This window comes from Komagataeibacter oboediens (genome assembly GCF_018491655.1).
Lineage (GTDB): Bacteria > Pseudomonadota > Alphaproteobacteria > Acetobacterales > Acetobacteraceae > Komagataeibacter > Komagataeibacter oboediens.
The window spans coordinates 94,517-117,687 of the sequence record NZ_JABLUU010000061.1; the positions used below are offsets into that span (position 1 = coordinate 94,517).

The 23,171-nt window shown below is 59.9% G+C and carries 26 protein-coding genes and 3 pseudogenes; 22 read left to right on the forward strand and 7 right to left on the reverse strand.

Annotated elements, in window-relative coordinates; translation table 11 throughout:
* Positions 1-126: 126 nt before the first annotated feature.
* The 9 genes and pseudogenes from HNO79_RS16800 (at position 127) to HNO79_RS16840 (ending at position 5,163) form a co-directional block, all read left to right on the forward strand.
* A complete protein-coding gene (locus tag HNO79_RS16800) occupies positions 127-597 on the forward strand; it encodes a DUF6878 family protein (protein ID WP_034959396.1) in 471 nt (156 codons plus the stop codon).
* A gap of 1 nt (position 598) precedes the next feature.
* The gene (locus tag HNO79_RS16805; RefSeq protein ID WP_183481455.1) at positions 599-967 is read left to right on the forward strand and encodes a DUF6915 family protein; all 369 of its coding nucleotides are present in this window, start codon (positions 599-601) and stop codon (positions 965-967) included.
* A gap of 282 nt (positions 968-1,249) precedes the next feature.
* Positions 1,250-1,660 carry a hypothetical protein gene (locus tag HNO79_RS16810; protein ID WP_214165967.1) on the forward strand — a complete coding sequence of 137 codons (411 nt, stop codon included), beginning with the start codon at positions 1,250-1,252 and terminating at the stop codon, positions 1,658-1,660.
* Positions 1,653-2,297, forward strand: a pseudogene (locus HNO79_RS16815) (antitoxin of toxin-antitoxin stability system). The gene HNO79_RS16810 and the pseudogene HNO79_RS16815 overlap by 8 nt, the downstream one beginning before the upstream one ends.
* Positions 2,298-2,705: 408 nt before the next feature.
* On the forward strand, positions 2,706-2,861 hold the full coding sequence (locus tag HNO79_RS16820) for a hypothetical protein (protein ID WP_010512122.1): 156 nt from the start codon (positions 2,706-2,708) through the stop codon (positions 2,859-2,861).
* A gap of 72 nt (positions 2,862-2,933) precedes the next feature.
* Positions 2,934-3,833 (forward strand): ArdC family protein, encoded by a 900-nt coding sequence (locus HNO79_RS16825; RefSeq protein WP_025812354.1) that lies wholly within the window; start codon positions 2,934-2,936, stop codon positions 3,831-3,833.
* A gap of 57 nt (positions 3,834-3,890) precedes the next feature.
* Entirely contained in the window at positions 3,891-4,274 is a 384-nt protein-coding gene (locus HNO79_RS16830) for a hypothetical protein (protein ID WP_242402487.1), read from the forward strand.
* Positions 4,271-4,660: a hypothetical protein gene (locus HNO79_RS16835; RefSeq protein ID WP_025812352.1), complete on the forward strand. Its 390-nt coding sequence runs from the start codon at positions 4,271-4,273 to the stop codon at positions 4,658-4,660. Before HNO79_RS16830 ends, HNO79_RS16835 begins: the two co-directional genes overlap by 4 nt.
* On the forward strand, positions 4,657-5,163 hold the full coding sequence (locus HNO79_RS16840) for a hypothetical protein (RefSeq protein ID WP_025812351.1): 507 nt from the start codon (positions 4,657-4,659) through the stop codon (positions 5,161-5,163). The genes HNO79_RS16835 and HNO79_RS16840 overlap by 4 nt, the downstream gene beginning before the upstream one ends.
* On the opposite strand, the gene HNO79_RS16845 is transcribed toward HNO79_RS16840, so the two are convergent.
* On the reverse strand, positions 5,160-5,672 hold the full coding sequence (locus tag HNO79_RS16845) for a hypothetical protein (protein WP_025812350.1): 513 nt from the start codon (positions 5,670-5,672) through the stop codon (positions 5,160-5,162). The two genes, HNO79_RS16840 and HNO79_RS16845, sit on opposite strands and share 4 nt — an antisense overlap.
* A gap of 364 nt (positions 5,673-6,036) precedes the next feature.
* On the opposite strand from HNO79_RS16845, the gene ssb reads away from it, so the two are divergent.
* From ssb to HNO79_RS16870, 5 genes are all read left to right on the forward strand, one after another.
* The gene (ssb, locus tag HNO79_RS16850; protein ID WP_025812349.1) at positions 6,037-6,507 is read left to right on the forward strand and encodes a single-stranded DNA-binding protein; all 471 of its coding nucleotides are present in this window, start codon (positions 6,037-6,039) and stop codon (positions 6,505-6,507) included.
* Between the two features lie 580 nt (positions 6,508-7,087).
* Positions 7,088-8,287 (forward strand): DUF3991 and TOPRIM domain-containing protein, encoded by a 1,200-nt coding sequence (locus tag HNO79_RS16855; protein WP_183481453.1) that lies wholly within the window; start codon positions 7,088-7,090, stop codon positions 8,285-8,287.
* An 82-nt stretch (positions 8,288-8,369) separates the two neighbouring features.
* Positions 8,370-8,927: a hypothetical protein gene (locus tag HNO79_RS17355; protein ID WP_034958453.1), complete on the forward strand. Its 558-nt coding sequence runs from the start codon at positions 8,370-8,372 to the stop codon at positions 8,925-8,927.
* On the forward strand, positions 8,924-10,975 hold the full coding sequence (locus HNO79_RS16865; protein WP_183481450.1) for an ATP-dependent helicase: 2,052 nt from the start codon (positions 8,924-8,926) through the stop codon (positions 10,973-10,975). Before HNO79_RS17355 ends, HNO79_RS16865 begins: the two co-directional genes overlap by 4 nt.
* Before the next feature lie 13 nt (positions 10,976-10,988).
* Positions 10,989-11,540, forward strand: a complete 552-nt coding sequence (locus tag HNO79_RS16870) for a hypothetical protein (RefSeq protein ID WP_244987594.1) — start codon at positions 10,989-10,991, stop codon at positions 11,538-11,540.
* Here HNO79_RS16870 and HNO79_RS16875 read toward each other — a convergent pair.
* Positions 11,534-12,139, reverse strand: a complete 606-nt coding sequence (locus tag HNO79_RS16875; protein ID WP_244987595.1) for a nuclease-related domain-containing protein — start codon at positions 12,137-12,139, stop codon at positions 11,534-11,536. The two genes, HNO79_RS16870 and HNO79_RS16875, sit on opposite strands and share 7 nt — an antisense overlap.
* 108 nt (positions 12,140-12,247) lie before the next feature.
* Here HNO79_RS16875 and HNO79_RS17570 point away from each other — a divergent pair.
* The 4 genes and pseudogenes from HNO79_RS17570 to HNO79_RS16895 form a co-directional block, all read left to right on the forward strand.
* Positions 12,248-12,370: pseudogene (locus HNO79_RS17570) on the forward strand (zinc-binding alcohol dehydrogenase family protein); the annotation flags it as partial.
* Positions 12,355-12,612 (forward strand): annotated as a pseudogene (locus HNO79_RS17465) (cupin domain-containing protein); the annotation flags it as partial. The pseudogenes HNO79_RS17570 and HNO79_RS17465, both read left to right, overlap by 16 nt.
* Positions 12,613-13,136: 524 nt before the next feature.
* Positions 13,137-13,817: a hypothetical protein gene (locus HNO79_RS16890; RefSeq protein WP_183481447.1), complete on the forward strand. Its 681-nt coding sequence runs from the start codon at positions 13,137-13,139 to the stop codon at positions 13,815-13,817.
* Positions 13,818-13,887: 70 nt separating this feature from the next.
* Positions 13,888-14,190 (forward strand): hypothetical protein, encoded by a 303-nt coding sequence (locus HNO79_RS16895; RefSeq protein WP_025814456.1) that lies wholly within the window; start codon positions 13,888-13,890, stop codon positions 14,188-14,190.
* A 352-nt stretch (positions 14,191-14,542) separates the two neighbouring features.
* On the opposite strand, the gene HNO79_RS16900 is transcribed toward HNO79_RS16895, so the two are convergent.
* From HNO79_RS16900 to HNO79_RS16920, 5 genes are all read right to left on the reverse strand, one after another.
* The gene (locus HNO79_RS16900; RefSeq protein WP_025811717.1) at positions 14,543-14,950 is read right to left on the reverse strand and encodes a hypothetical protein; all 408 of its coding nucleotides are present in this window, start codon (positions 14,948-14,950) and stop codon (positions 14,543-14,545) included.
* Between the two features lie 13 nt (positions 14,951-14,963).
* Positions 14,964-15,776, reverse strand: coding sequence for a hypothetical protein (locus HNO79_RS16905; RefSeq protein WP_025811715.1), 813 nt, complete (start codon positions 15,774-15,776; stop codon positions 14,964-14,966).
* A 110-nt stretch (positions 15,777-15,886) separates the two neighbouring features.
* Positions 15,887-16,381 (reverse strand): hypothetical protein, encoded by a 495-nt coding sequence (locus HNO79_RS16910; RefSeq protein ID WP_010511944.1) that lies wholly within the window; start codon positions 16,379-16,381, stop codon positions 15,887-15,889.
* Positions 16,381-17,211, reverse strand: coding sequence for an FAD-binding oxidoreductase (locus HNO79_RS16915; RefSeq protein ID WP_214165968.1), 831 nt, complete (start codon positions 17,209-17,211; stop codon positions 16,381-16,383). The genes HNO79_RS16910 and HNO79_RS16915 overlap by 1 nt, the downstream gene beginning before the upstream one ends.
* A gap of 3 nt (positions 17,212-17,214) precedes the next feature.
* Positions 17,215-17,790 (reverse strand): hypothetical protein, encoded by a 576-nt coding sequence (locus HNO79_RS16920; RefSeq protein WP_214165969.1) that lies wholly within the window; start codon positions 17,788-17,790, stop codon positions 17,215-17,217.
* A 404-nt stretch (positions 17,791-18,194) separates the two neighbouring features.
* Between HNO79_RS16920 and HNO79_RS16925 the strand changes: the two genes are divergently transcribed.
* From HNO79_RS16925 to mobF, 4 genes are all read left to right on the forward strand, one after another.
* The gene (locus HNO79_RS16925; RefSeq protein WP_183481444.1) at positions 18,195-18,947 is read left to right on the forward strand and encodes a BRO-N domain-containing protein; all 753 of its coding nucleotides are present in this window, start codon (positions 18,195-18,197) and stop codon (positions 18,945-18,947) included.
* 59 nt (positions 18,948-19,006) lie between these two features.
* The gene (locus HNO79_RS16930) at positions 19,007-19,300 is read left to right on the forward strand and encodes an HU family DNA-binding protein (protein WP_025811710.1); all 294 of its coding nucleotides are present in this window, start codon (positions 19,007-19,009) and stop codon (positions 19,298-19,300) included.
* Positions 19,301-19,427: 127 nt separating this feature from the next.
* The gene (locus tag HNO79_RS16935; protein ID WP_407637079.1) at positions 19,428-19,649 is read left to right on the forward strand and encodes a hypothetical protein; all 222 of its coding nucleotides are present in this window, start codon (positions 19,428-19,430) and stop codon (positions 19,647-19,649) included.
* Complete coding sequence (gene mobF, locus HNO79_RS16940) at positions 19,649-22,867, forward strand: MobF family relaxase (protein ID WP_025811706.1); 3,219 nt, start codon at positions 19,649-19,651, stop codon at positions 22,865-22,867. The genes HNO79_RS16935 and mobF overlap by 1 nt, the downstream gene beginning before the upstream one ends.
* Positions 22,868-23,171 lie beyond the last annotated feature (304 nt).

The following is a 23,171-nucleotide window of genomic DNA, read 5'->3' on the forward strand; positions in this document are numbered from 1 at the left end:
AAGCCTATAGTAAGGAATTCCCTGTCATTGTTCTGCTTACGACATGGTTTTCAACGTCCGGCCCGCTTCATTTCCGATAACGAGTGCGGGTATGTGCCCGTGCCTGAGCAACTGAGGGAACTCGCCATGACTGAGAACTTCGAACGAAGCTTTGCGGAGCATGCAGAGCGGTTACTTCGCCATGAAAAAGCATGCAATCAAGCTTCAGCGCAAAATCGCAGGATCATCTTTGAAGCGCTTTCGGTATCCAGGATTACAGCCGTTACAGTGTCGTTTGACGGTGAAGGAGATAGCGGCCAGATCGAGGAGATTGCTGTTGTGCCTGAAGGGGAGGATACACTGCTCGACGTCCTTGTCGATGCGGTGACGGCGAGGTGGACTGATTGCGAGATTGTCTCGGAACGTACTCCCCTGCGGGATGTCATCGAACAGGTCTGTTACGCCGCACTGGCCGAGACCAACGGTGGTTGGGAAAACAATGAGGGTGCTTTTGGCGACTTCAGGTTTGACGTGGCCAACAGAACGCTGACGCTCGAATTTAACGGACGATATATGTCCACTGAATATTCCGAGCATAGCTGGACAGAGGAGGCCTGAAATGGCGCATAGTTATTATCATGCTCTCTCGTCGGTGCGGCAGTGGGGAGGTACGGCTGATGACTTCCTGCCTATCCATGCCTGGTTCGACGAATCAAAATTGATTTCGGCCGATTTTCGGCATCGTGCGCTGAGACATCACGCGGAAGGTATCTTCCTCGCTGAGAGACTTTTTGGCGTTGTGCTGACAATTTCCACCGGGCGGGTTGTTCCGGTGCGGCTGATCGCCGAGCAGCATATGCGCGAGGACTTTGGATTTATTCCGAGCTTCGTTGATTGGCTGAAGGAAATTCGCCCCCAGCCCTGGATGGGACGGGCGCAGCCCATTCATCGAAGCCTTGATCCCGCTTATGCCAAACTTTCAGAATAACAGAAGACTTCTGGAATACTGGCCGTGACGTAGCCCGTATGCGGCGTCGTGGATATGTCGATACGAGGACCATGGGGCTACAGCTTTTCGCCCTATAAATTAGATAAAATAATGATTGAGGCGAACTTCCGGATGTCACGGGGATAAACGCGTGAAAAAAGCTGCGTAGCCCCTTGTCCGGCAGTCCATCCCATGCCTGCACAAAGCTTCCGACCCCGTCTGTCATTTCTCTCGCGAAAGTCCGGACATGCTTCGGGCTTTTGTTTTATGGGGAGTTTCCCGATGGTCAATTACTTCACTCATTTTTCGTGTGTCCTTGATGTAGGGACGGCTGAAAATGCGGAGAGGGCGCTTGAATTCTATCGGAACGAGCCGGAAGATCCTGACGGCTTCTGTTTTTCAAGTGGGTTCTCTCTGAGCGTATCAAGCGAAAACAGGTCCAGACTGTGGATCCAAGACGACGGTAGTGGTGACCCTGAGTGTGTTGTTATTTTCGTTTTGAAGTGTGCCGCCACATTCAGTTTGTCGGGAGTGTGGGGGTTTGATTACGCCAACACCTGCTCGCGCCCACGTCTCGAAGCCTTTGGTGGAGGCGCACATGTGATCGATCTCGGCGCGCGACGATCTGTCGGCTGGGTTACCACCAATGACTGGCTGGCGGCTGCTCTCGAAGGAGACACTTCCGATGCATGAAATTATTGCCGTTCCTGTCTATCAAATTGATGAATTGTCCGGATCAGCTCGTGAAAAGGCTCGCTGCTGGTACCGGGACTTTCTTCGCCGCTTTTCCTGATGGGATGCGGTCTATGAGGACTTTCTGCAGATATGTGGCATACTTGGTGTGGACATTGCTACGTTTTTACCCTGGGGTGCAGCAACTCCAGAGCAAGGCGGTCCGTGCCTCTATTTCCGAGGATTTTCTAATCAGGGGGACGGAGCTTCATTCGAGGGGATCTACCGATATGAACGGCATGCATCCCATGAAATCCGCCGTTACGCGCCACAGGATACGCAACTCCACGCGATTGCTGACACCCTGGCGCAGATCCAGAGACGGAATTTCTACCAGCTAATCGCCCGGATTAGCCAGACCGGGCCCTATTATCACGAATTTACAATGACCGTCACTGTGATACGTGAAAGTAAGACCGGCTGCGAAATGACCGAAGACGCCGCGCAGATACTCTCTGATGTCATGCGTGATCTTGCACGATGGCTGTATCGCTCTCTCGAAACAGCATGGGATTACGAATCCTCCGATGACGCCGTCGATGAGGCCATTCGCATCGATGAATATACGTTTACGACGAACGGTATCCGGTTCGGATAGATCGTCTGCGCGCAAGGCCGTGGCGGCCTGAAACCGGTCGGGGTTGTCATGTGAAGCATGAATATACGGCGTAGCTTTGAGAGGGTCCATTAGGACATGCATGTGAACCGTGTTTGCAGGCAGAGAAACAGAAATTTTTACAAATATAAAACATGGTATTTTTGAATAATGTTCCGATACGGATGTATAAAGCAAGATAATATGAAATAATTATAATAAATAAAAAACAAATATAGGGAGGATCGGCACCACAGTCCAGCCTGCCGCGCAAGGGGTGGCTCCTCGCCGTGCGCGATGGCTGCGCCATCTGTGCGCGGCTCCGGTGCCGCCGCTGTGCGGCGCCCTTGCCCGCCAGTCTGGCCTGCGGTCGCCGGAAGGGGTCGAAACCCCCGAAAAAAGGATCTGGAAATGGCACAGAACCGCATCGCGCCGCCGTCCCGCCCTGCCGTCGAAATCGCCAAATTCGTCGCCATCGTGCTCCTCTGGACGGCCTCCATGGTCACTTTCCTCCTGCTGCCCGACGTCTTCCTCGATCCGTGCACGGGCATCATCGATCTCAGGTGACACCACCCTCGCCATCCGCTGCCCATCCGCGCCGCCCTTCGGGGCGGCGTCTGCATTTTCTGGAGACTGATCATGGCCAGAACCGAACGTACCGACATCCATCAGTCCGTCACTGACCGCATCATCCGCGAACTTGAAGCAGGAACCGTGCCATGGGTCTGCCCATGGAACCGCGCGAAATGCGGCATTGCCCTGCCGCGTAATGCTGCGACCGATCGGGCCTATTCCGGGATCAACATCCTCATGCTGTGGGGTTCGGTAGAGATGCAGGGGTTTTCTACCCAGAAATGGCTGACGTTCCGCCAGGCGCATGCGCAGGGCGGCAATGTCAGGAAAGGCGAGAAGGGGACGACGGTGTTTTATGCTGACCGTTTCACGCCAAAATCAGAAGCGGGTTCCGACGAGCCCCGCCAGATCCCGTTTCTAAAGCGGTTTACGGTGTTCAATGTTGATCAGTGCGAGAACCTGCCGGAGAGCATGGTCGCGCCGACCGCGCCGTTGCCGGAACGCGAAATCGTGCCGCACGCGGAAGCGCTGATGCGCGAAACCGGGGCGGACATTCGCATCGGTGGTGACAAGGCATTTTATGCCCCGGATGCGGACTTCATCCGGCTTCCGCCCCAGCAGTCCTATTTCAACCAGATCGACTGGTACAGAACCGTCTTTCATGAGATCGGGCACTGGACCGGGGCTGAAAGCCGGCTGTCGCGCACCTTTGGCAGGCGGTTTGGGGACCATGCCTACGCGGCCGAGGAACTGGTGGCAGAGATGACATCAGCTTTCGTGTGCGCGGAACTGCAGATCGAGCCGACGGTCCGCCATGCTGATTACATCGGGAACTGGCTGGAACTGCTGAAGGCTGACAAGCGCGCCATTTTCACCGCAGCGAGCGCTGCTTCAGCCGCGGCCCAATACATTTTCAGCCCATCGGCACGTCAGCCGTCCGTCGAGGACGTGGCTTCTGCCGCCTGAAACCCAACCGTAAAAACCAGTGCGCCCGCGAGGGCGTGCTGAGCGATGGAGTTCATCATGCCTGTCTTTGTCCTGATTGCCACTCCCGCCGTGCGCATCCGTTCCGACGGCTGCGCCATCCTTCAGGCGCTGCCTATGGAACACCTTGGTGCACGGGGGATGACAGAAGCCCGGACGCTCGCGGAAATCTCGACTGCCGTAACGCTTTACGGTGAGAGGATCGCCGGCGCGCATCCCGGGCGCTCATTTTCCATCAGTGTGCATATCCGTCGGGGCGATCGTAAGCCACGTGACTTTGATGCGGCTTACCGCGCTGGCGCCCTGGGGACGGACAGATGGGTTCTCATGGTCGATAACGACGCTGATGGCGCGCGGATCCTGCATGGACGATCCGCAGCCGAAACTGGAAACATGGCGTCCTGCAAAGGAGACGTGGCATGATCCGCCAGTATTATACGTCTCCATTCCAGGGCGGTAATAACCCGCTTCGGGTCGGGACCATCGCCAGCGGAACCATCTTCCGTCTTCCGGCTCCTGTTTCGGGACGTCCCTATCGGACCCGGCCGTGGATCGTGGAATGTTTTCTGAACGCCACGATGGGGGCGGCTGCGCTGAACCCCGTCACGGGTCTCTGGGAAGACCGTTATATGCGAGGCCGCTCGGATCTGGTCGTATTGCGCAGCCTCGCCAATGCCCGCCGTGTGACCATGGCAGTGCGCTATCTGGAAAGGATGAATGAAGAGGGCCTGGGGGAGGGGCATTATCCGGATCTGCCGGATGTGAACCGCTTTCATAACGGCTATCGATGCCGGAGCCAGGTGTCATGACGGCGGGGCCGATCCTGTGCGAGCGGCTTCGGATCCCGCCTGTCGACCCGGCTGTCCTGAAACCCACCCAATGGGCGACGGCCCAGCAAAAGGCAAAGCTTGGTAATGCGATCCTGCGGTTCATCGCACTCGGAATGCCTGCAGAAAAATTTACCCCGGCCCTGTATAACCGGCTGAGCAATATGTACGGATTTATCGCGCATTATAATCGGACCGGCTTCGCGCAGACATGGTTCGACAATGCAGCCACACGGCGCGATTTCCTCGATCAGGTTGCGCGATATCCCTGCTGGGGCGACCCGACTTTTGTCTGGTCGGATGTAGAGAAGGAAATCGGGCAGCGTGTCCGGGAAAACCTGCTGGTCGAGGCATGGACGACCCGTGCCCGCGAGGAACAGGTTGCGCGCGAGAAAGCAGAGCTGGCCCGTCTGCAGGCAAAGCATGGCGGAACAGCGACGGCAGCGGATGCACCCGTGCCCACCGTGCAACTCGGGCTGCTCTAGCTCTGGGCTATGCGCCAGGAGCCATGCCCGTCGAGGCACCTGCCCAGGAACGCCAGTGCGGCACGCGGATATTTCCGGATTTCCAGAACGCTGCCGGTGGGTACCTCCATGTGGTAGGCACCGATCCGGGTGGCGCAATGCGGCTGGCCGCGCAGGAATTTTATGCCCCTGCCGGTGCGAACTGCCTGCCGTGGACCAAAAACGCCGACAACGTGACGGCCACCGAGGTAAATACCGGCGTTGAACTGGCGCCACAGCGGTGCCCGGATATCCTGCTCGTCGACTTCGACCTGCACGGTGCAGCAGTTATGCCACGCATCTGGCGTGCCATCCACGCCATACAGGGTCTGGCAGAGCTGGCGGATCGCCTGCTCATGTTCGGGCAGGAAGGACCAGCCAATTTCCTTGCCGAGAAAACGTCCTCTGTAACGCCGGGCTTGGATTGCCAGTTCGGGATGAAAGTCGGCCTTCAGGGTGATGCGTCCTTCCGACGCAGTAATCACCGCCATGATGAACTCCCAATGTAGAGACAGGGAAATTCTAGGACGACTATCATAATTGTACAATAATAAATGACACGATTATGAGCGAAATAGAAAAATAAAACAGAAATCAAAATTCAAAATCCAAAAGCATGACCTCGGCCCCTGCCGGGTCTCTGACTTGGTTTTTGCGGTCTGAAGCGGTCGTCGTCGGGCGCAACCCCCAGGCCTGCGGTCGGGACGGCACCGTGAAGCCGCATGCGCGGCTTCCGCACCACTGCCGCCCCGAGGGGTTGCGCCCGCCGCCTGTGGCCCGCTTCCGCGCGACCGCACCAGGTCAGAGTTCCGGCAGGGGCCGGAGACGACCAGGAAGGAAAAAAGGAACAAGACCATGAGCCAGTCAGTCAATCGCGCCATCATCATCGGTCACCTGGGCCGGGATCCGGATCTTGCCGCACGTAGGGAAGGGGAGGGCAAAATCGCATCCTTCGGCGTGGCGACAAGTGAAACCTGGACCGATCGCGCCAGCGGTGAGCGACGGGAAAAAACCCAGTGGCACCGTGTCGTCTCTTTCAACGATCACCTTTCGGCTGTGATCGAACGTCGGTGCCAGAAGGGAACGCTGGTCTATGTCGAAGGCCATCTCGAGACACGCAAATGGACCGATCAGCAGGGACAGGACCGTTATGTGACCGAGATCATCATTGATCGGTTTGATGGAAACCTGAAGGTGCTGGCCAATGGTCGAAGCACGGGCGATGGACGTTTTGATGAAGAGCGTCCCTCGCGGAGCGCTGCACAGCGCCCCGTTCCTGCCGCAACTTCCAACGCGCAGGAAGTGGATGACGAAATCCCGTTTTAGGCCGCGTGGTGTTCCGGGTCGTCAACGACCCGGAGCATTGTGCCCGTTCAGGGAGAAGAAACTGCGGCTTCTGCCGCGCCAGTTCCCGTCATGAATACTTGTGAGGACTGACAGGCCTGATGGCGCGGGCGATCGGGAAAGCCTGTCGGCCGACACCGGAACGCCGGTCGTCCGTCCACATCGGGGATGAACTGTGTCTCTCCTGTTTCTCCATCGGCCTTCAGGCGGGTTCGTGAACCTTATTTTTTCGTCAGTCGCATGATGTGGGCGCAGACGGGATCCTCCACAGGGAGTATCAGGCGTCGTGAGTGCCCGCTCGTCCATAGTCCCGGTAATGCGTGCGCAGTGGCGCGGGCATATGCCGTTTGCTGCCGCGTGTAAACTGCGGCCATTCGTGCGTCCTGTATTCTTTTGCAGTTCACGCAGAATAAAAACCCTCAACGCGGATCATCAGGACGCAATATCTCGACGAACCATACAGAGGTCGTCGTGTGTTTCCGCACGATCATCTCAAATACTCACCGTAAATACCGGAGCGGTCTGAAACACAATCCATGCTGTTCGTGAAGGAGTGTCTTTCATGGCTTACACGTCTTCCCCAGAAGCACAGCAAAGAGAACTTGATGAGCTTCGCAATGCTGTAAACTGCGCCGTTGTTCTGGAGAAAGCCGGATTCCGGCTGGATCGGCAGGCCACCGCGCAGCGTTCCGCCCGTAACCTGAAATTTCGCCGTGACAGTGAGGCCATTATTGTCAATCACGATGGCAAGGGCTGGTGGGACCCCAAGGGCGACGGCAAAGGTGATGTCTTCAAGCTTGTCCAGTATCTCGATCCCTCGAAGAACCTCGGTCATGTCAGGCAGGAACTTCGCGGCCTGATCGGCAGGAGCCCGACGCTCGAAGTTGTCGAGCGTACGAAGGGAGCCGGTGACAGACCGCGCCGCGATCCCGCTGAACTGTGGAACCGTCGTGCCGCACCCGGGCAGGGGACGGCTGCATGGCGCTATCTGACGGAGATCCGTGGGTTGCCCGACCATATTGTCGCGATTGCCGGACAGCAGGGGGCGCTGAAGGAAGGCCCGCACGGAACCGCCTGGTTTGGCCATCGGGATGCGGACGGGCAGTTCACCGGCATGGAAATGCGCGGGCCGGATTACAAGGGGTTTTCGACGGGCGGCATTGGCAAGCGTCTCTTCGGTTTCCGGGCCGACGGGGGAGAAGCGCCCGTGACGCGCCTTGTCGTCACCGAGGCGGCCATTGATGCATTGTCCTTTGCAGCACTCGATCGCTTCCAGCAAGGAACGCTCTATACCTCGACGGGTGGCGGCATGAGCCCAGAGAGCGAAGTGAACCTGAAACGGGTCATGATGCAGGTCGCCGCCCAGCCTGAAGCGCGACTGGTTGTTGCCGTTGATAACGACCCGCAGGGGGATCGTTATGCCGGGAAATTCGCTGCGATGGCACGGGACGTCGGTCTCTGGTCAGGACGGATATCTCCGAAAGGGCCGGGAGAGGATTGGAATGCGGTCCTGAGGACCCGCAGGGAAGGAATGGAGGCAGGTTCTGTTCCCGTTGCGCCCTTGTGCCGCCTGTCCGAAGTCCTGGGTTCAGGGGCGAAAGCGCAGCCGGAGACGGTTTCCCCGTCATGGCTGGGTCAGGCCGAGGCGCACGGCATGCAGCGGCCGCTGCGGGTTTCGGTTCCCTCATTGCCTGCTTCGTCTGAACCTGTCGAGAAGCCTGCCGGACCACGGCTAGGTTCATCGCCGGGGATGTCCTTGTGAGCCAGCGTGAATCCTTTCGGCTCACCGGGCAGACGGCATCGCGGGCTGCAGGCTTTGTCCAGATATATGCAGGCCTGCGCGCATGCCCGAACGCCTATGCCAGGGTGGCGACGGATATGTGGAATTACGTGGCGCGTCGGTTGCGGGGCAACGCGCGGCCTCGATGGCTCGAGGCCGGGACTTGGCAGGCCGCATCGCCTCCTTCACCGACGATCACGGGATGATCGTCATTTACGGCTGGCATGCCACAGAGGTGGGCGCCGAACGGTCCTGCGCGCAGGATCATCTCACACAGGAGAGGGTCATGGGATCTGTTTCAGACTATGCGGATCGGGGGATCGCGCGTCTGGCGATGAAGGTAGACCTTTCACGGATGTTTGTCCGGTCGCCCCTGGCCCAGACCATCTGGAACCGCCACCTGCGCCAGCATTTGGCGCAGGCCGAAGATGATCCCCCGATACCGCAAAGTGCAGTCCGCCTCTACGAACGGTCGGGCTGTCCTGTCGGCCTGGTTATCGATGGACGCTGGGAACGCAGGCTTGGGAACTGGGATCTTTCCTATCCGGCGACGATCCTGCTCTCGACCGGTAAGATCACCACGACCCCGGGTTGCATGGCGGAAGGGCTGGAAGAGCTATGACCGGTAATCTTCCCGTTCCGCGTGCGCTTGCGCCAGTCCTTGATAGCCTGACGCCAGAACAGCGGCGCGCGGCGATGGCGCTGGGATATGTTCTGGTTCTGGCAGGGGCAGGCACCGGCAAGACCAAAACCCTGACAGCCGGGGTCGCAACCCGCGTCGGACTGCATGGCATGGTTCCTGGCCAGATCCTCTGTGTAACCTTTACCAACAAGGCCGCCCAGGAAATGCGCAAGCGCATCGGAGACGTTCTTGGGACGTACTCGGTACCCACATGGCTTGGAACGTTTCATGCCCTTGCGGCCCGACAGCTACGGGCCGAGCCTGAAGTGGCGCAATTGCGTAGCGGTTTTGACATTCGTGACGCCGAGGACAGTCTCGCCATTGTCCGCCGCCTGATCAGGACTGTCCCTAAGGAAAAGCTTCCCGTGCCGCAGGAAGGAGCGCCAGGAGATGCGAGACAGATCAAAAAAATGGCCGAGCGGATTGCGCGGCTGAAAGAGGATCTGATCACACCGGTGGCTGCTTTCGCGCATGTTGAAAGCCTGATCGGCAGGCGGCAGTCGGCGAATCTCCATGTGGATCACGAAAGCTGGCGCTTTGTCGTCGGGTTGTATGGTCGTTACCAGGCGATCCTGCGCGAGCAGAACGCGGCGGATTTTGGTGATCTGCTGATGTGGCCGACCCTCGCGATGCTGCATGATGCGGCATACCATCGCCGGTGGTCCGCCCGTTTTACGGCCGTGATGGCGGACGAGTTTCAGGATGTGAACCGCGCCCAGTACCTGTGGCTCACGTTGCTCAGCAGGACGTCTGGTGAACTGTTCTGTGTGGGTGATGATTCCCAGAGCATCTATTCCTGGCGGGGGGCGAAAGTCGGCTTCCTGCGGAACTTCCCGCGTGAATTTCCTGCTGTGAAGACGTTCAAGCTCGAGGAGAACTTCCGTTCTACCAGCAATATTCTTGATGCGTCGAATGCGGTGATTTCATTTGACCCGTCGCGGATCGAAAAGACACTGTTTACACGTCGGGGCGAGGGCCTCCCGATCGAGGTTCTGGGGTTCTCCTACGCCACCGAGGAAGCTGCGGCGATCGTCCGGGAGATTGGCCGTCGCGCAGCGACCGGCGTCGCCTGGCATGACATGGCTATCATTTACCGCCAGAACCGGCTTTCCCGAACGCTGGAGGAAGCATTGCTCCACGCCCGTGTCCCCTACGAGATCATCGGGGATGTGGGTTTCTATCGGCGTACCGCCGTCAAGGACGCTCTGGCCCTGCTGACGCTTTGTGCATGGCCCGATGAGCGCAGGTCGGACGAAGCCTTTCGGCGGATGGCCAACCGGCCCCCGCGGGGCCTTGGCGCCAGGGGCCTGGGGAAAATCGAGATAGAGGCTTCGGCGGGGGGGCTGTCGCTATGCGCGGCGGCCACACGGACCCGGCTGTCCCCGAGATGTGCCGTGGCGCTGCAGGGATTCGTCCAGATTCTCAGACAGATCGGATGTCGGGAAGGGGAAAGCCTTGGGGAGCGCCTTACCGGCCTGCTCGAGGCAACAGGGTATCTGGACATGCTGCGGGCTGATGATTCGGATGAAGCTGCAACCCAGCGCGAAAACCTCGTGGAACTGATCGAACTGGCCCAGGGTTTCCGGCGCGTGGAACACCTCCTCGAACATGCGGCACTGGCAGGCGGAGCACCTGGAGAAAAAGGTCGTGATCGCGTTCAGCTCATGACCATGCACCGGTCGAAAGGACTGGAATTCCGGCATGTCTTTCTTCCTGCATGGGAAGAGGCGATTTTCCCCGGTGCGATGTCGCGCAATCCCGGAGAGGAGCGTCGCCTTGCCTATGTGGCGCTGACCCGGGCCATGGAGCAGGCCACGATCACGTTCTGTGATTATCGCCAAGGCGGATCTTCCCGTCCGAGCCGGTTCATTGACGAAATTCCACTCGAGAACCGGGTCAGCAGCTGGAATCATGGTAGGAACGAACCACCTCAGTCTGACGGCCGTTGGAGGCAGGTTGATCAGGAACTGAATGCGCTTGGCTTGTGAATGCGGACAATGCATGCTCCGGCAGCGGCGACATGCGTTCGCGTGGCCGGGGCATTGCACCAAACAGGCTGGTTCCGTCCGACGCTTCGGTCTTAAATTGCTTTTCTTTTGGTCGAAGGACGTCTGCTTTATGGCGAAAAAGCCAGTGCCGCCGATTGAGCCCGATGACTGGGATGATGACGAGGCGGGTTTCCTGCAGCCCCTGGAGCCACCGCCGCCCGTCCGGGATCCGACGGATCTCAGGCCGCATACGCGCCAACTCACCGACCTTCTCCGGGCCAGATTTCCCGACAGATGGGTCGGTGTGGAAATCGGCACGCTTCCGCTTCGGTGTGAGGACGACCTGTTCTCCGATTTCATCGACCTTGGAGATGGCCTCGGGGTTCGCCTTGATTATGATCCCGAGGAGCCGGAGCGTGTACTCTGGATCAGTGCCGGCAACCGTGACCATGGTGGTGAGCCGCTCGATTTTCCCCGCGATAGTGAGGCCTGTCGCGGGCGTATGCTTTCAACTGCGGAAATCGCGGAACTGCTCGATTTTCTCGACAGGGAGGCCGCTTACTGATGCCCGCTGACATGGCAGGCACGCCCGATGCGCCGCCATGCGTCAATCAGTGTGCCCCGCGGCACGTTGCGCTCAAGACCATGCAGCAGGGTTTCCAATCCGGAAAGGGAAAGGGTGCAGGCCACAAGCGCAGGTGACAGGACCGCAGTTCCCGTCATCACAACGTGGCTGAAGACCTGGATGGTCGGGTCCACGAGGCGGGCCAGCGCGTAGACGGCCCGGCAATGGGCGGCATTCTGCATCACCGGGCTGTAAATCAGCCGGGGCGGGGCGTCGGGCGCCTCGCCAGCAAAACGCTGTCGCCACCGTTCGTCTTCCGGGTGTCCGGTCAGTTCGCCGCCATACCGCTTTGTCTCCACGACATGGATGCCCCTTGAGCCGAGGAACAGATGGTCAATCTGGGTCGTCCTGCCGTCACCCGTCGGCAGTATGGCGTCGTGCAGCACGGCCAGGCCGCTCCGGTCGAGCACGTGGGCTACGGCGCTCTCTCCTTTCTCGCCCTGGATGGCGGCGCGAAAGGATCGCCAGACCTGCGCCTCATGGGCCGTCAGCCGGCATCTGCCGGGAGGCTTAATGCGATGACGTCGAAGTCGTGCCACGCAGTTTCCCCCTGTGGTTCCATGGCCCGATAGCGTGTCCCGTATATCTGTCCGTCATGCGACTGGGGCGGGAAATACCAGGAACCGTCTATGTTCCGGGTGAAGGGCCGGGTCCTGACCGATGTCACGGTCATCGCCACCGCCTCCCGGCCAGAAACACGCGACTGGGTAAAACCCCTCGGGGCACATCATGTGGTGGATCACAGCAGGCCTCTTATCACACCCAGTGTGATGAAGTCCTCCATGTCCTTTCGGGAGAAGGGACATTCTGGATTGACGACCCGGCTGAGGAAGCGCCGTTTGTCCCCGGGCACCTGCTGGTCTTTCCGCGGCGTGCGGTGCGTGCGGTGCCGCGTATCCTGCGTGATCCTGTCATTTTTCTTGCCATCGACACACCGCGCCGGGCACCGGATGACGTGGTGTTCGTCAATCCTGCCGAAGGCACGCCTTCCGGCTTCATCAAGAGTATCTGAAGTAATGCCGCGGGTCACAGATGAACTGGATCTGTGTCCCTGCAGTGCATGCCCGCAAAACGCGGCGTAAGCCCAGGGCATCTGGAGACGGTTTCCTTTCCCGAAAGACCTGGTCCGGGAAACATCTCTGTTCAGCAGGAAAAAAATGAAAATCAGGGGCGGCCCCTTCGGGGTTCTCTCACTCTGGTTCGCTAAGCGGCTGCGCCGCTAACCTCACTGGAGCCCCCTGCGGGGTCTCCACGCTTTCGCGCAACGGTTCGACCGCTCGCCCTGGGGTTCTTCAGAATGAATACTTGTGAGATTCCCGATAATACTGCGATTAATAAAATGGGCATAAGGAAATAAAGGGAATAAAAACAGAAGTAAACTAATGTTTACTTCTAATTCATTGTCTTTTTTATTGCATTTATAGTCTGTCTGTACTATTCTTTATTTGTGGAGAGGGAAATGGTTCCCGCCACAGACGCCCCGCCCGGTGGTGGAACACCGGACAGGGCTGACGCCAGACAGAAAGGCCTAGTTTCATGTCCAACGCTACCAACACAATGACCGCCGCCCTTGCTTCCGCGCAAGAGAAGAAAGCCGCCAGCAAGGCAAAATCGGGCCAGAAGGCTCCCGCTGCCCGCCGCTTCGAGGAAGCGGCCCGGCGCGCGCCTGTCATCACCATCGAGGCCGCCGAAGCCCTGATCCCCGTTCCCGACCAGATCACCAAGATCGTTTCCCATTTCGGCCTTGAGGACTTCGACGCCGACGCCCTCGCGGAAACGGCCCGGCAGGCTTTCACCGTCATCGCCCGCAGCCTCTCGCCCGTGCTGGTCGTGACCACATGGAACGGGGAGCAGAACGACAAGGGGCTGGAAATGCACCTCCAGCGCATGGCGGGTGCCGCTGTCGCGTCCGCCTTCGGGGCTGCCCAGTTCTATGACGCCAAGCGCGCGCAGGCCCGCGAACTGTCCTCACAGTTCAACGAGTATCGCGAAGAGGACCGGATGGGCGTCGACGGGCTGGAAAACAGGGCGGCCAACGCCCGCCGCTTCGCAGCCGAGCAGGGGATCAAGGCCGCCGCTCTGGTCGCGTCCGCCCGCGGGGTCCTTGCGGCCTACGAGGACATGATTGGCACTCCGTGGAAGCCCTACACGGCCAGCAACGCCCGCACCATCGACCAGCGGGCCGCAGCTGCCGAGATGGACGCCCTCGGCTTCTGACCGACCCGGCCGGACCCACGGCGGGTCCGGCCACCCACGGCAAGGTACCTTTCCGCAAGGATCGACCCGCATGAGCGAATATGAATCCATGGCAGACCGCGATGAAGCCCTTGCGCTTTCGCGTGCTGCGCCCCACCACGCCTGGGTCCTGACGGACCGGGACGTCTGGCATCGCAATCCTTTTTATCATGGCCCGGAAATGCCACACCCTGAAGATGACGGCGCCCATGACTTTATTGCCGACCACGGCATCGACGCATGGCGGGAGGCGACCAGGGCCGCAAGGGCCGCAGCCATCGCCGCAGCCGAAGCGAAAGCGCGCGAGATCGCGGATGCCCCCGACCCCTGGTGGCCTGACGATCCGACGCCTTGAGAGACTATGCCGCAGGAGCCCGGAAACCGGGTTCCTGCTTCTGGTGTCCGGGGTCACCATCGTGCTTGCAAAAAAATGCCCTGACACCAGCATGCCGTCGCGAGGCGCCCGCCTCAAGCCCGCTGCGCGCCGCGCTTCGCGCGGTGAGGACACGCCCCTTTCAGTGAACAGGGCCGCCCGGATCGCAGGGCGGTGCCCCGCGCTCCGGGCAACCCGGTCCACCTCAGGGGCATGCCCTCAGGCTTGACCCGGGCACCTCGCGGTCTTCCCGGCGGGCAGCGGCCTTCCCTGATCCGCTCCCGGGGAAAACAATGTAGGCCATGCAGCATGCCGGACTGTGGAGATGACAAACCTACTGTGTCGCCCTGCCGAATACGAAGCCAAGCTTGCCGTCATTCATGACATAGGGCGTGCAGGTCATGCCGGGATGGACCGCGTCGTAGGGTTTCAGCCATCTTGTCGAGACCCAGCCGGGACGCAATGCGAGGGTCATGCTCCGGACGTAGCCGTTCGTAGGCGGTGCGTCCGTGGCGATGGGGAGTACTGCCAGCGCAGGAGCAATGCTCGGGGCACCGTCCCGTGGTTCGCTCTGCAGCGGGATCGGATGCCTGAAATCCATCATGACCCGTTCCGGCGCATCAAGGGCCATGCATCTGTACCCGTCGAGCGCACGGACCGGGGTTCTGTGCAGCGCCAAGGCCGGGTGGCTGATGCTGCAGGTGAGGGCCGCAAGGATCGCGGCCCGGTGGGAAAACCTCATGCTGGACTCCTCGTCAGCCGGTCAGGATCAAACTGGACGCGGCACTGCCCATTTTTGCTGCGACCGCCGCGCGCCATTGGCCGACCGTGGTGGTTGAACTGATATTGTTCCCCGACATCGCCGTGCTCGATATGTAGGACGACATGAGGCTGCTGTCGTCGGCCGTCGCGATTTCAGCGCCCCCGCTCGGGCCAAAGTTATAATAGGCCCGGGCATCAAGGGCCGTCGGGTTACTGATGCCGCTCTGCTGCAGGCTGGTTGCGGCATCCTTGAGATACTGCGCTGCAGCTACCGCTTGTGTTGCCGGGTCCTGCTGGCCCGCCGTGCCGCTGGTGATGGATGAGGCCAGCGAGGGGTCTGCTGCCAGTGCCTCTCCAAGGGTCTGGCTGTAGGTCCCGTTGCTCATCTGGAACGCGCCGGTGATCGTACTGCCGTTTCCGGCCGTGTAGAGGTTCTGGCAGCCGGATTCCACCACGCAGGTCGCTGCCAGCGCTGATGGATTGACGCCCAGCGCCTCGGCGTTCTGGGCTGCCGCATAGCCCCAGGACTGCTGGTATAGGGTCTCGAGCGCATCGCTGTCGGACGTGCCTGCCGTCGCTGTCTGGGTGACGGCGCCGCTTCCGCTGGTGGCCTGGGCTGTGCCCGCCGTGTCCGGGGTCCAGCCACCGAGCCCCGGTTCCTGATAGGTTGCGTTGACATGTGTCGGGAGCCCGCCGGGCACGTTTACTGTCTGCGCGCGCCCGATCGGCGGCGCGACGAGGCCGCACGTTACGAGGACCACGGTCGCTTGCGCCGTGCGGCGGCATGGGAAGGGGAGCCGGATCACCGTGGCCTCCTGTTGCGAGGCGGACAGGATCGGCCAGCATCATGCGACCTGTGTCAGAACTTCGTACGGCGTTTCGGTTCTGGCCCTGAGCGTGTCCGTCGTGGACACGCTCAGGGCATCCGTCCGAGCGCAAATCCCGCTATCAGGACGATGGAACTGTATCCCAGGATGCGAAAGGCCGTCTGCAGGTTGTACCGTCTGGTCATGGCCGTGGCCTGGCTCTCGATGGCGCCCCTTAATCCTTTCGTCATATCCGCCGTGATCGCGAGGAGTTTCTTCTCGACCAGCTTTTCGTTGATGGTGCGCAGCGTGTGCACCGCTTCAATGCCGTCCCTGAGGTGGCTGCGGATGGCGATCGTGTCCTGCGCCAGGGTTTCGCGCTGCTGTTCGACCACCAGCCTGCTCTCGGCAACGGAGCGGATGGAGGCGCGCCTGGCTTCAATGCAGAGGGTGCCGATCTGGTCTATCGCTGCGACCAGCGCCGAAAGGACCTCGACTTCGGGCGCGATCGGACGCTCGACCCACTGGGCGGCGACCCGGCGCAGGTTCTCCATACGGACCGCGAATTCACGGTCTGCCGCCTCGATGTCGCCCTGGGCTGCCATCAGACATTCTCCATAACCACGTCGGGCAGCCCCTTTGGCATCCGGGGTAGATAGTCCGCTCCGAGGTCGCGCAGGAAGAGGGGCACGTCCCGCTTGAGCCAGCGATTGACCCGTAGCCTGTCGAAGACCGAGCTTTTCGGCTGTCCGGGAACCGGCTTGTTCGCAGCAAAATCCATGAACGACTGCCCACGATCCGCGATTTTCTTCAGCCCGTTGATCGCGGGGAACACACCGTGCGCGGCGCCTCGGTCCAGAGCGTTGAGCACCGCTTCGTTTTCAAGGATCTGGCTGACCGCCTGAGGTGTGTCGATACCGACGGGAAGCAGGCCTTCATTTATGACAATAGCCGTGCGGGGCGGCAGGAAGCCATGCTGCTCCTGAAGGTCCTGCAGATAGTCGATGTCCGCATTCTCCATGCCGATCATGAAGATCGTCACAAGCGAGACCCCGAGCTCGTCCAGCGCCGCGACAAGAGGAGATGAGCGGATCAGTTCGTGCATCGCGGTCCATCCTCCCCCGATGTCGAGAATCGCATCATGGCGGGATTCAACCAGCTTCTCGATCTGCCCTTCGAGCCAGGCAGCCTGCCCGGTCGGGGACATGCTGTCCGCTTCCAGAACCTGCGGACCAAGCGATGAAAGCGTATGCGAGCGGTTCATGGAATCCGTGTTCCAGATCTCCGGTCTGCCTCCCTGCTGGGCCGTGATCTCGGCCAGTGATTTGAGGAATGTCGTCTTTCCCACCCGCTGGCGCCCGATGGCTACGAGCAGGGTCGGGCGTGTCACCAGCTCCGTTGGGTCTGCGGCGTCTGTGATCGTGGCGGATGCCATGCCTTACTCCCGATGAAAACCGGGCTCCTTCCGCTTCAGTCGCGCAAGAAGATCCCGCTTGATGGCCTCAGCCCGGGCGCGACCAATGGGAAAGTTCTTCTCCCCGGTTGTCTCGCTGCCAGAGCATGCTTGCACTGTCGCGGGCAATGATGCGACCTGCGCGTTTTTTTCGGCGGGCACTATTTGTGTGGGAACGCCAGTTCCATCGGGCGCGCGGCTTACGCGACCGTCATCGACAACAGCGGGCCTCCAGCCGTGAGGGAAGCGGCTGGGTTGCATGGCGCTTTCGGCGTCAGGAGATTGTGGAACCTGTTCAGCTTCCGGATGCATGCGGCGGGTGCCGGCCATACGACGCCAATAGCGCTCCATACGCTTCATCGCTTCCTTTTCGTCCGGAAGGTCAAGGCCATCTTCTCGGGCTGCCGCAACATAGGGAGCCCAGGAATCCCCTTTTGATCGCAGTGCGCTTATGTCCTCGCAATTGGTGAGCAGCCACCGATAGAGAGGTGTCGCACTGTCTCGGGCCCTATGGTTCTCGATGAGCGATTTCAGCCGTTCCTTGCCGAACCTGCCTGTCATGATTTATCCCCTCCTGCATCCTCGATCGAATGCAATACGGCCAGATCATACCTGGGTCGCAGCTTCGTCAGCATGCAGATTCTCACATGTAATCTGCGCGCGCATACTCATGAGCGACCCATATCCCTACCCTTGACGCACGGACGGAACGACTGTTTCACGACCCAACGACTACCCTTACGACGACCCATTGACATACCCGAGGCCGACATCGCAGCTACCCATAAATCGCCGGTCCTCATACACCATTGCACCGTTGGTGCGGGCGGCTTCGCCGCCAGGAGCGGGGGAGTTGGAAAGGGTATAAGCAATGCTTAGACCCTTCCGGATGCCGCTGAGCTCATTTTAACAAGAGGTCGCATGTTCCCCGCGCACAATTCCCTTAGGAAAAGGGGAGATATGAGATGCGAGATACCATCCCTAAGAGGTCGCGAGTCAGGAAGCCGGTCAGTGATCCGGTTCAACCTATTCTGCATAAGAGCGAACGAGACTATCTGACATTCGAAGACACCCGGATCTCAGTTCAGGAAGTCACCGGAAGGCGATGGATCTCGGCCCGGGAGATTTGCTCCATATTGGGCCTCAGCAATCCATCTGCGACGGTCAAACGGCTTGATAATGATGAATATTGCCGTATTGGCGTGGTGACGGCAGGCGGGATGCAGGACCAACTCTTCGTCAGCGAAAGCGGAGCCAATCACCTGACGTTCATTTCTCGAAAGCCTGTTGCCAAACGGGTCCGACGCTGGATTACCGGGGAGGTGATACCACAGATCAGTCGAACCGGTGCCTATATCCCCGGTGGATGCCCCGGAAGTGGCGTGCAACTCACGATCACCAGCAGCCAGATGGATCTTCTCAGGCGTCTTTCGCGGCCTGGTCCTCACATGGTTTTTGTGATGCCAGGACAGGAGCCGTACATTGAGGAGGTTGATCCTCATCAGTTCATTCGCGATCTGGATCGTCACGACGTGGAGGGGCTGGTTCACGCCATGAACCTGATCGGGTCGGTCTGGAGCGTATGCTGCAAAATCGACGGGGCGATGTATTGCTCCGCCGTCTTGCAGAGTGGTATCGGTCGCCAGCTTGATGACGCCATTCGCATCGGGGTGGACCTGTCCCGCAGCGTCATCGTGCCTACCCGAGAGAAATCATAAAGCCGCCACGGTTGTGATTCGATCTTTCCGTGTCACCTTAATTGAAAGAGACAGCGTTGATGAAAAGTACCGATCTGATTGACCGTATCGCCGAAGCCACGGGCGGCACGAAGGCCGATGCGAAGACCGCTCTTGAGACCGTCCTGACCTCTATCGTTCAGGCTGCAGAGGTCGGCGACGAGGTATCGCTGCCCGGCTTTGGCAAGTTTACCGTCCGGCACACCGCTGCCCGCATGGGTCGCAATCCGGCGACCGGTGCTGAGATGCAGATTCCGGCCTCGCGCAAGCTGGTTTTTGCGCCGGCCAAGGCCGTCAAGGACCAGCTCACCGGGGCTAACCAGAAGAAGGCCTAAACGGTCGCATGATTCTGCGTCACGCTTCCCGTGGTTCTGACACGGGGGGGTGACGATGATGAGCGAGTCAGTCGGAAAACCTAACACAACCGCAAGTTGGGACGACGATATCCGGGAACGGCTTCGAATGATCGAAGACAAGCTGTCCCTGATCATTGAAATTCTCGCCCCGAAGGAATCTGATGGTCCGACACTTGATGAGATCCTCGGCCGACTGGTGACACTTGTCGCCGCGCAGGGCCCTGTTCTCAGGCATATTGACGCCACAACCGGCAGAACCCTCGATATTCAGGAGGGCCGGGCGCCCCTCACCTCTCGATCCGAGGAAAAGGACGGAACGGGTGTCTGATGATGACGTTCCGGAAAATCTCGGCTGAGAGTAGTGGTCGCCTGATCACTGCCTATTTCACGCAGGAGCTGCCAGAGCCAGAGCACGATTTCCGTACCCAGCCCGGAAAAGTGCCTGACGCAGATGGTGGCCGACTGACCAGCTATTACACCGGTCGCGATGGGCGGGCCTCGTGGCGACCGGACATGCGACCCGAGATTGCAGCGGCTCTTGGCATTGATCCGAAGACACCACCGAAGAACGCGCAACTCAATCGCCTGTTTGAAGCAAAGAGGGCCGATAATGGCGATGACTGGTCAAGGAATGCCCGCAAGATCAGTGCCTATGATCTGACCCTTGCGCCACACAAATCAGTTACGCTTGCGGCCGAGTTTGCGCCGACCGAGGCCGAGAGGGCAGCCATCTGGCACGCCATTGATCGGGCAAACGACGCCACCATGCTCTATGTCGCGCGGCAAATCGGTTTCGCGCGGCGCGGTCATGGGGGCGAAGACGGTGCCAACCCGGGCGAGGTCGCCTGGGTGTCATTCCGGCATGATACCGCGCGCCCGACGGTCGAGGCGCGTGACGCGGGGACAGGCCAGACCTATCTGATCGATACGCCAACAGGCGGCGATCCCCATGCCCATATCCATAATGCCCTGTTCAATGTCGTGGTTACGGAAGAGGGACATGTGGGTTCACTCGACACGAAGCGGCTGCGATCGCGCGTTCACGAATTTGGAGCATATTTCCAGGCACAGCTCGCTGATGAACTGCGCCGGATCGGCATCGCCCAGCAATACGATGCGAATGAACAGGCGACGGTCATCTCGGCCGTGCCGCAGGATATATCGGATTTCTTCAGCAAGGGACGACGCAACGTCATCAGGGCGGCCAAGGAGTACGCGGCGGCGGAAGGAGCGGACTGGGCGCATATGCCGATCGACCGCAAGCGCCGCATTCTGTCCATGGCCGGCCTGGCAGCCCGGCTCGACAAGGACAAAGGTACGAGTGACCATGAGATATGGCGCGCGCAGGCCAGGCGTCTTGGCTGGGAGGAAAAAAGCCTGCTTGGCACGCCAGCAGCGCCTGTGGGCACCAGGGAACAACGATACGATATTGCCTACCGTTTCGCTGCCCGTCATCTCGCAAGGGAGTTTGAAACAGCCGCCGTGATCGATCACGACAAGCTCAGAACGTATGCTGCCCGGGGCCTGATCGGCACCGGCATCGAGGGTGGGGTGAAGGACATCGATCATGTCGTGGCCCTTATTGAACAGCGTGGTCTTGAACTCGGCGGGGAACGGGTCTCGCTGATTCAGGAGATGCGTGGCGACCGGCTGAGGGTGACGAATTCCGCGCAGATTGCTATCGAGGAGGACCTCGCGATTCAGGCGGCTCGTGCTTCAGGAGACCGAAGCGGGGCGCTGTCGGACCGCCAGATCACAGAAGCGATCGGACGATCGCCGCTTGACTTCGCGAGCGAACATGGAAAGACGCAAAAGGCTGCGATCTACGCTCTTGGCCGGGGCGGCGCGCTCTCCATGCTCACCGGCGTCGCGGGTTCCGGGAAGACGGCCCTGCTGTCTCCGCTGGTTGATGCGTGGAAACATGATACGCGTTATGACACGAATGGTCGCAGGGTTATCGGGATTGCCAATGCATGGCGTCAGGCAGACGCATTACGTGAGGCTGGCATCTTTGACACGAGCGCGATGCTGCCCTTTCTGGCGCGGCTGGAGCGCGGTGACGTCAATGTGGATCGGAACACGGTGCTGGTGATTGACGAGGTCGGTCAGGTCGGTCCCCGCCAGATGCTTCGCCTGTTACAGTTGCAGCGCGATACCGGCTGCACGATCAAGGCGCTGGGTGACCACGAGCAGGCGCAGAATATCGAGGCAGGGGACTCCATCGAGATACTGCGCCGGGTTCTGGATCCGGAAGATATGCCGGAGCTTCTGTCCAGTGTCCGGCAGGTATCTGCGAGAAATCGCGAGATTGCTGATCTGTTTCGTGGCGCAGAACCGGAAGAGAGCGATCTGGAATCTCACGAGTTCAGGGGGGCTGCGGCAAACGCGCATACGGACGGGGAAAATGATGACGACGTCCGTAACAGGTTCCATCTGAAGGAAGTCCGGGATGCGATCGATATGAAACGGGCGGATGGAACGATCCGTCTGGTCGGCGGCGACCATGAGGAAGTCCTGCAGGATATTGCCCGGCTGTATGTGACGCGTCGCGATGCCCTGGTCGCAGACGGTGCCGGCCTGCGGCAAGGCCGGACCAAGACGATCAGCATGTCGGCGCTGACCAATCAGGATGCTGCCGATCTGAGTCGTGCTGTCCGTAAAATCCTGCAGGAGCGCGGCGAGATCTCGACGCATGAAATCACCGTGCAGGCTATTGATCAGCGCGGCGAAACCTATGATCTCGCGATCGCTACGGGCGACCGGCTTCGGCTGTATCGTCGGACATGGGGCAGTGTGGATGGAAAGGGCGCCTCAGTCGGAAATAACGGCGACGTGGTGGAAGTTCTGGCTCATGGCGATGCGGGGCTTCGCGTCCGCACGAAGGACGGGCTTGTTGCTGATGTCGAATGGCGGCGGTTTCGTGATGTGAAGACTGGTCGGGTACTGCTCGGGTTCGGACATGCCATGACGATTGATGCGGCACAGGGGCTTACTTCCGATGAGCATATCAATGCCCTGCCGCGAGGCGTTGAACTGGCGACGGGATTTACCTCATACGTCGCGGAAAGCCGGGCGCGCGGAACCACATGGACCATGATCTCCGATGGCGCGACGTTTGAGGCGGTCCGGAACCAGAGGGCGCTCGGGGACACGACGCCCATCACCAGTGACGACCTGTGGAATCATGTGGCAAAGAAAATGGCGCATAAACCCTATAAATCATTGGGCACGGATCTGGTTGCCCGAACCCGCAAGGCCCGGGATGCGAGGATCCGGGAACTGATCGCGCTTGGGCGCACGCATGAGACACTGACGAAGTCAGGTCGCCCATATGGGAGGGAGATTATTCTGGAAACCCAGGCGCGGCAGGCCGAGCGCCTGCATAAAGCGCGTCTGGTCGAGATCGACGCCAGGCTGCAGGTCATGATCAGGAACGCACCAGCGGTCATGACGGGTGCAGAGCAGGCGCTTCGGAGCCAACGGGCCGCCCAGGTGCTGGGCAGGCGTCACCATGTGCCGTCTGCGTCGCCAGGCGCCGCCAGCTAGAGCGTCCGGTTTTCTGCTGTTCTCACCCGGATTTGAATCCTGCCGACAGTGTGCCATACCGCGACAACATCTCAGATCTGACGCATGCTTTGGTCATTTGCGCAACGAAGTCGGCTGCGTATCGTTAGGGAGGCGGGGAGCAGCAGATAGCAGGTCAATGATGGATGATGTGTCTTTCCGGGGAGATCCTGATCCGTTCGACTGTTGGTTGAAGAAGGAGTTGCGTACTCGGTTCAATGATGTTGTACGCGAACCGATCCCTGAAAGCCTGCTATGCGTTATTGGTCCAACTGAAGCTTCCGGG

Bases quoted from the DNA above. Each gene is read 5' to 3' on its own strand.
- mobF (WP_025811706.1), top strand. From the start codon at position 19,649: ATGATGACGTTCCGGAAAATCTCGGCTGAGAGTAGTGGTCGCCTGATC.
- HNO79_RS16865 (WP_183481450.1), top strand. From the start codon at position 8,924: ATGACCGGTAATCTTCCCGTTCCGCGTGCGCTTGCGCCAGTCCTTGAT.
- HNO79_RS16820 (WP_010512122.1), top strand. From the start codon at position 2,706: ATGGCACAGAACCGCATCGCGCCGCCGTCCCGCCCTGCCGTCGAAATC.
- HNO79_RS16810 (WP_214165967.1), top strand. From the start codon at position 1,250: ATGGTCAATTACTTCACTCATTTTTCGTGTGTCCTTGATGTAGGGACG.
- HNO79_RS16825 (WP_025812354.1), top strand. From the start codon at position 2,934: ATGGCCAGAACCGAACGTACCGACATCCATCAGTCCGTCACTGACCGC.
- ssb (WP_025812349.1), top strand. From the start codon at position 6,037: ATGAGCCAGTCAGTCAATCGCGCCATCATCATCGGTCACCTGGGCCGG.
- HNO79_RS16800 (WP_034959396.1), top strand. From the start codon at position 127: ATGACTGAGAACTTCGAACGAAGCTTTGCGGAGCATGCAGAGCGGTTA.
- HNO79_RS16805 (WP_183481455.1), top strand. From the start codon at position 599: ATGGCGCATAGTTATTATCATGCTCTCTCGTCGGTGCGGCAGTGGGGA.
- HNO79_RS16895 (WP_025814456.1), top strand. From the start codon at position 13,888: ATGAGCGAATATGAATCCATGGCAGACCGCGATGAAGCCCTTGCGCTT.
- HNO79_RS16910 (WP_010511944.1), bottom strand. From the start codon at position 16,381: ATGGCAGCCCAGGGCGACATCGAGGCGGCAGACCGTGAATTCGCGGTC.
- HNO79_RS16925 (WP_183481444.1), top strand. From the start codon at position 18,195: ATGCGAGATACCATCCCTAAGAGGTCGCGAGTCAGGAAGCCGGTCAGT.
- HNO79_RS16845 (WP_025812350.1), bottom strand. From the start codon at position 5,672: ATGGCGGTGATTACTGCGTCGGAAGGACGCATCACCCTGAAGGCCGAC.
- HNO79_RS16900 (WP_025811717.1), bottom strand. From the start codon at position 14,950: ATGAGGTTTTCCCACCGGGCCGCGATCCTTGCGGCCCTCACCTGCAGC.
- HNO79_RS16930 (WP_025811710.1), top strand. From the start codon at position 19,007: ATGAAAAGTACCGATCTGATTGACCGTATCGCCGAAGCCACGGGCGGC.
- HNO79_RS16915 (WP_214165968.1), bottom strand. From the start codon at position 17,211: ATGGCATCCGCCACGATCACAGACGCCGCAGACCCAACGGAGCTGGTG.
- HNO79_RS16855 (WP_183481453.1), top strand. From the start codon at position 7,088: ATGGCTTACACGTCTTCCCCAGAAGCACAGCAAAGAGAACTTGATGAG.
- HNO79_RS16870 (WP_244987594.1), top strand. From the start codon at position 10,989: ATGCTCCGGCAGCGGCGACATGCGTTCGCGTGGCCGGGGCATTGCACC.
- HNO79_RS16840 (WP_025812351.1), top strand. From the start codon at position 4,657: ATGACGGCGGGGCCGATCCTGTGCGAGCGGCTTCGGATCCCGCCTGTC.
- HNO79_RS17355 (WP_034958453.1), top strand. From the start codon at position 8,370: ATGCCCGAACGCCTATGCCAGGGTGGCGACGGATATGTGGAATTACGT.
- HNO79_RS16935 (WP_407637079.1), top strand. From the start codon at position 19,428: ATGATCGAAGACAAGCTGTCCCTGATCATTGAAATTCTCGCCCCGAAG.
- HNO79_RS16835 (WP_025812352.1), top strand. From the start codon at position 4,271: ATGATCCGCCAGTATTATACGTCTCCATTCCAGGGCGGTAATAACCCG.
- HNO79_RS16890 (WP_183481447.1), top strand. From the start codon at position 13,137: ATGTCCAACGCTACCAACACAATGACCGCCGCCCTTGCTTCCGCGCAA.
- HNO79_RS16920 (WP_214165969.1), bottom strand. From the start codon at position 17,790: ATGACAGGCAGGTTCGGCAAGGAACGGCTGAAATCGCTCATCGAGAAC.
- HNO79_RS16830 (WP_242402487.1), top strand. From the start codon at position 3,891: ATGCCTGTCTTTGTCCTGATTGCCACTCCCGCCGTGCGCATCCGTTCC.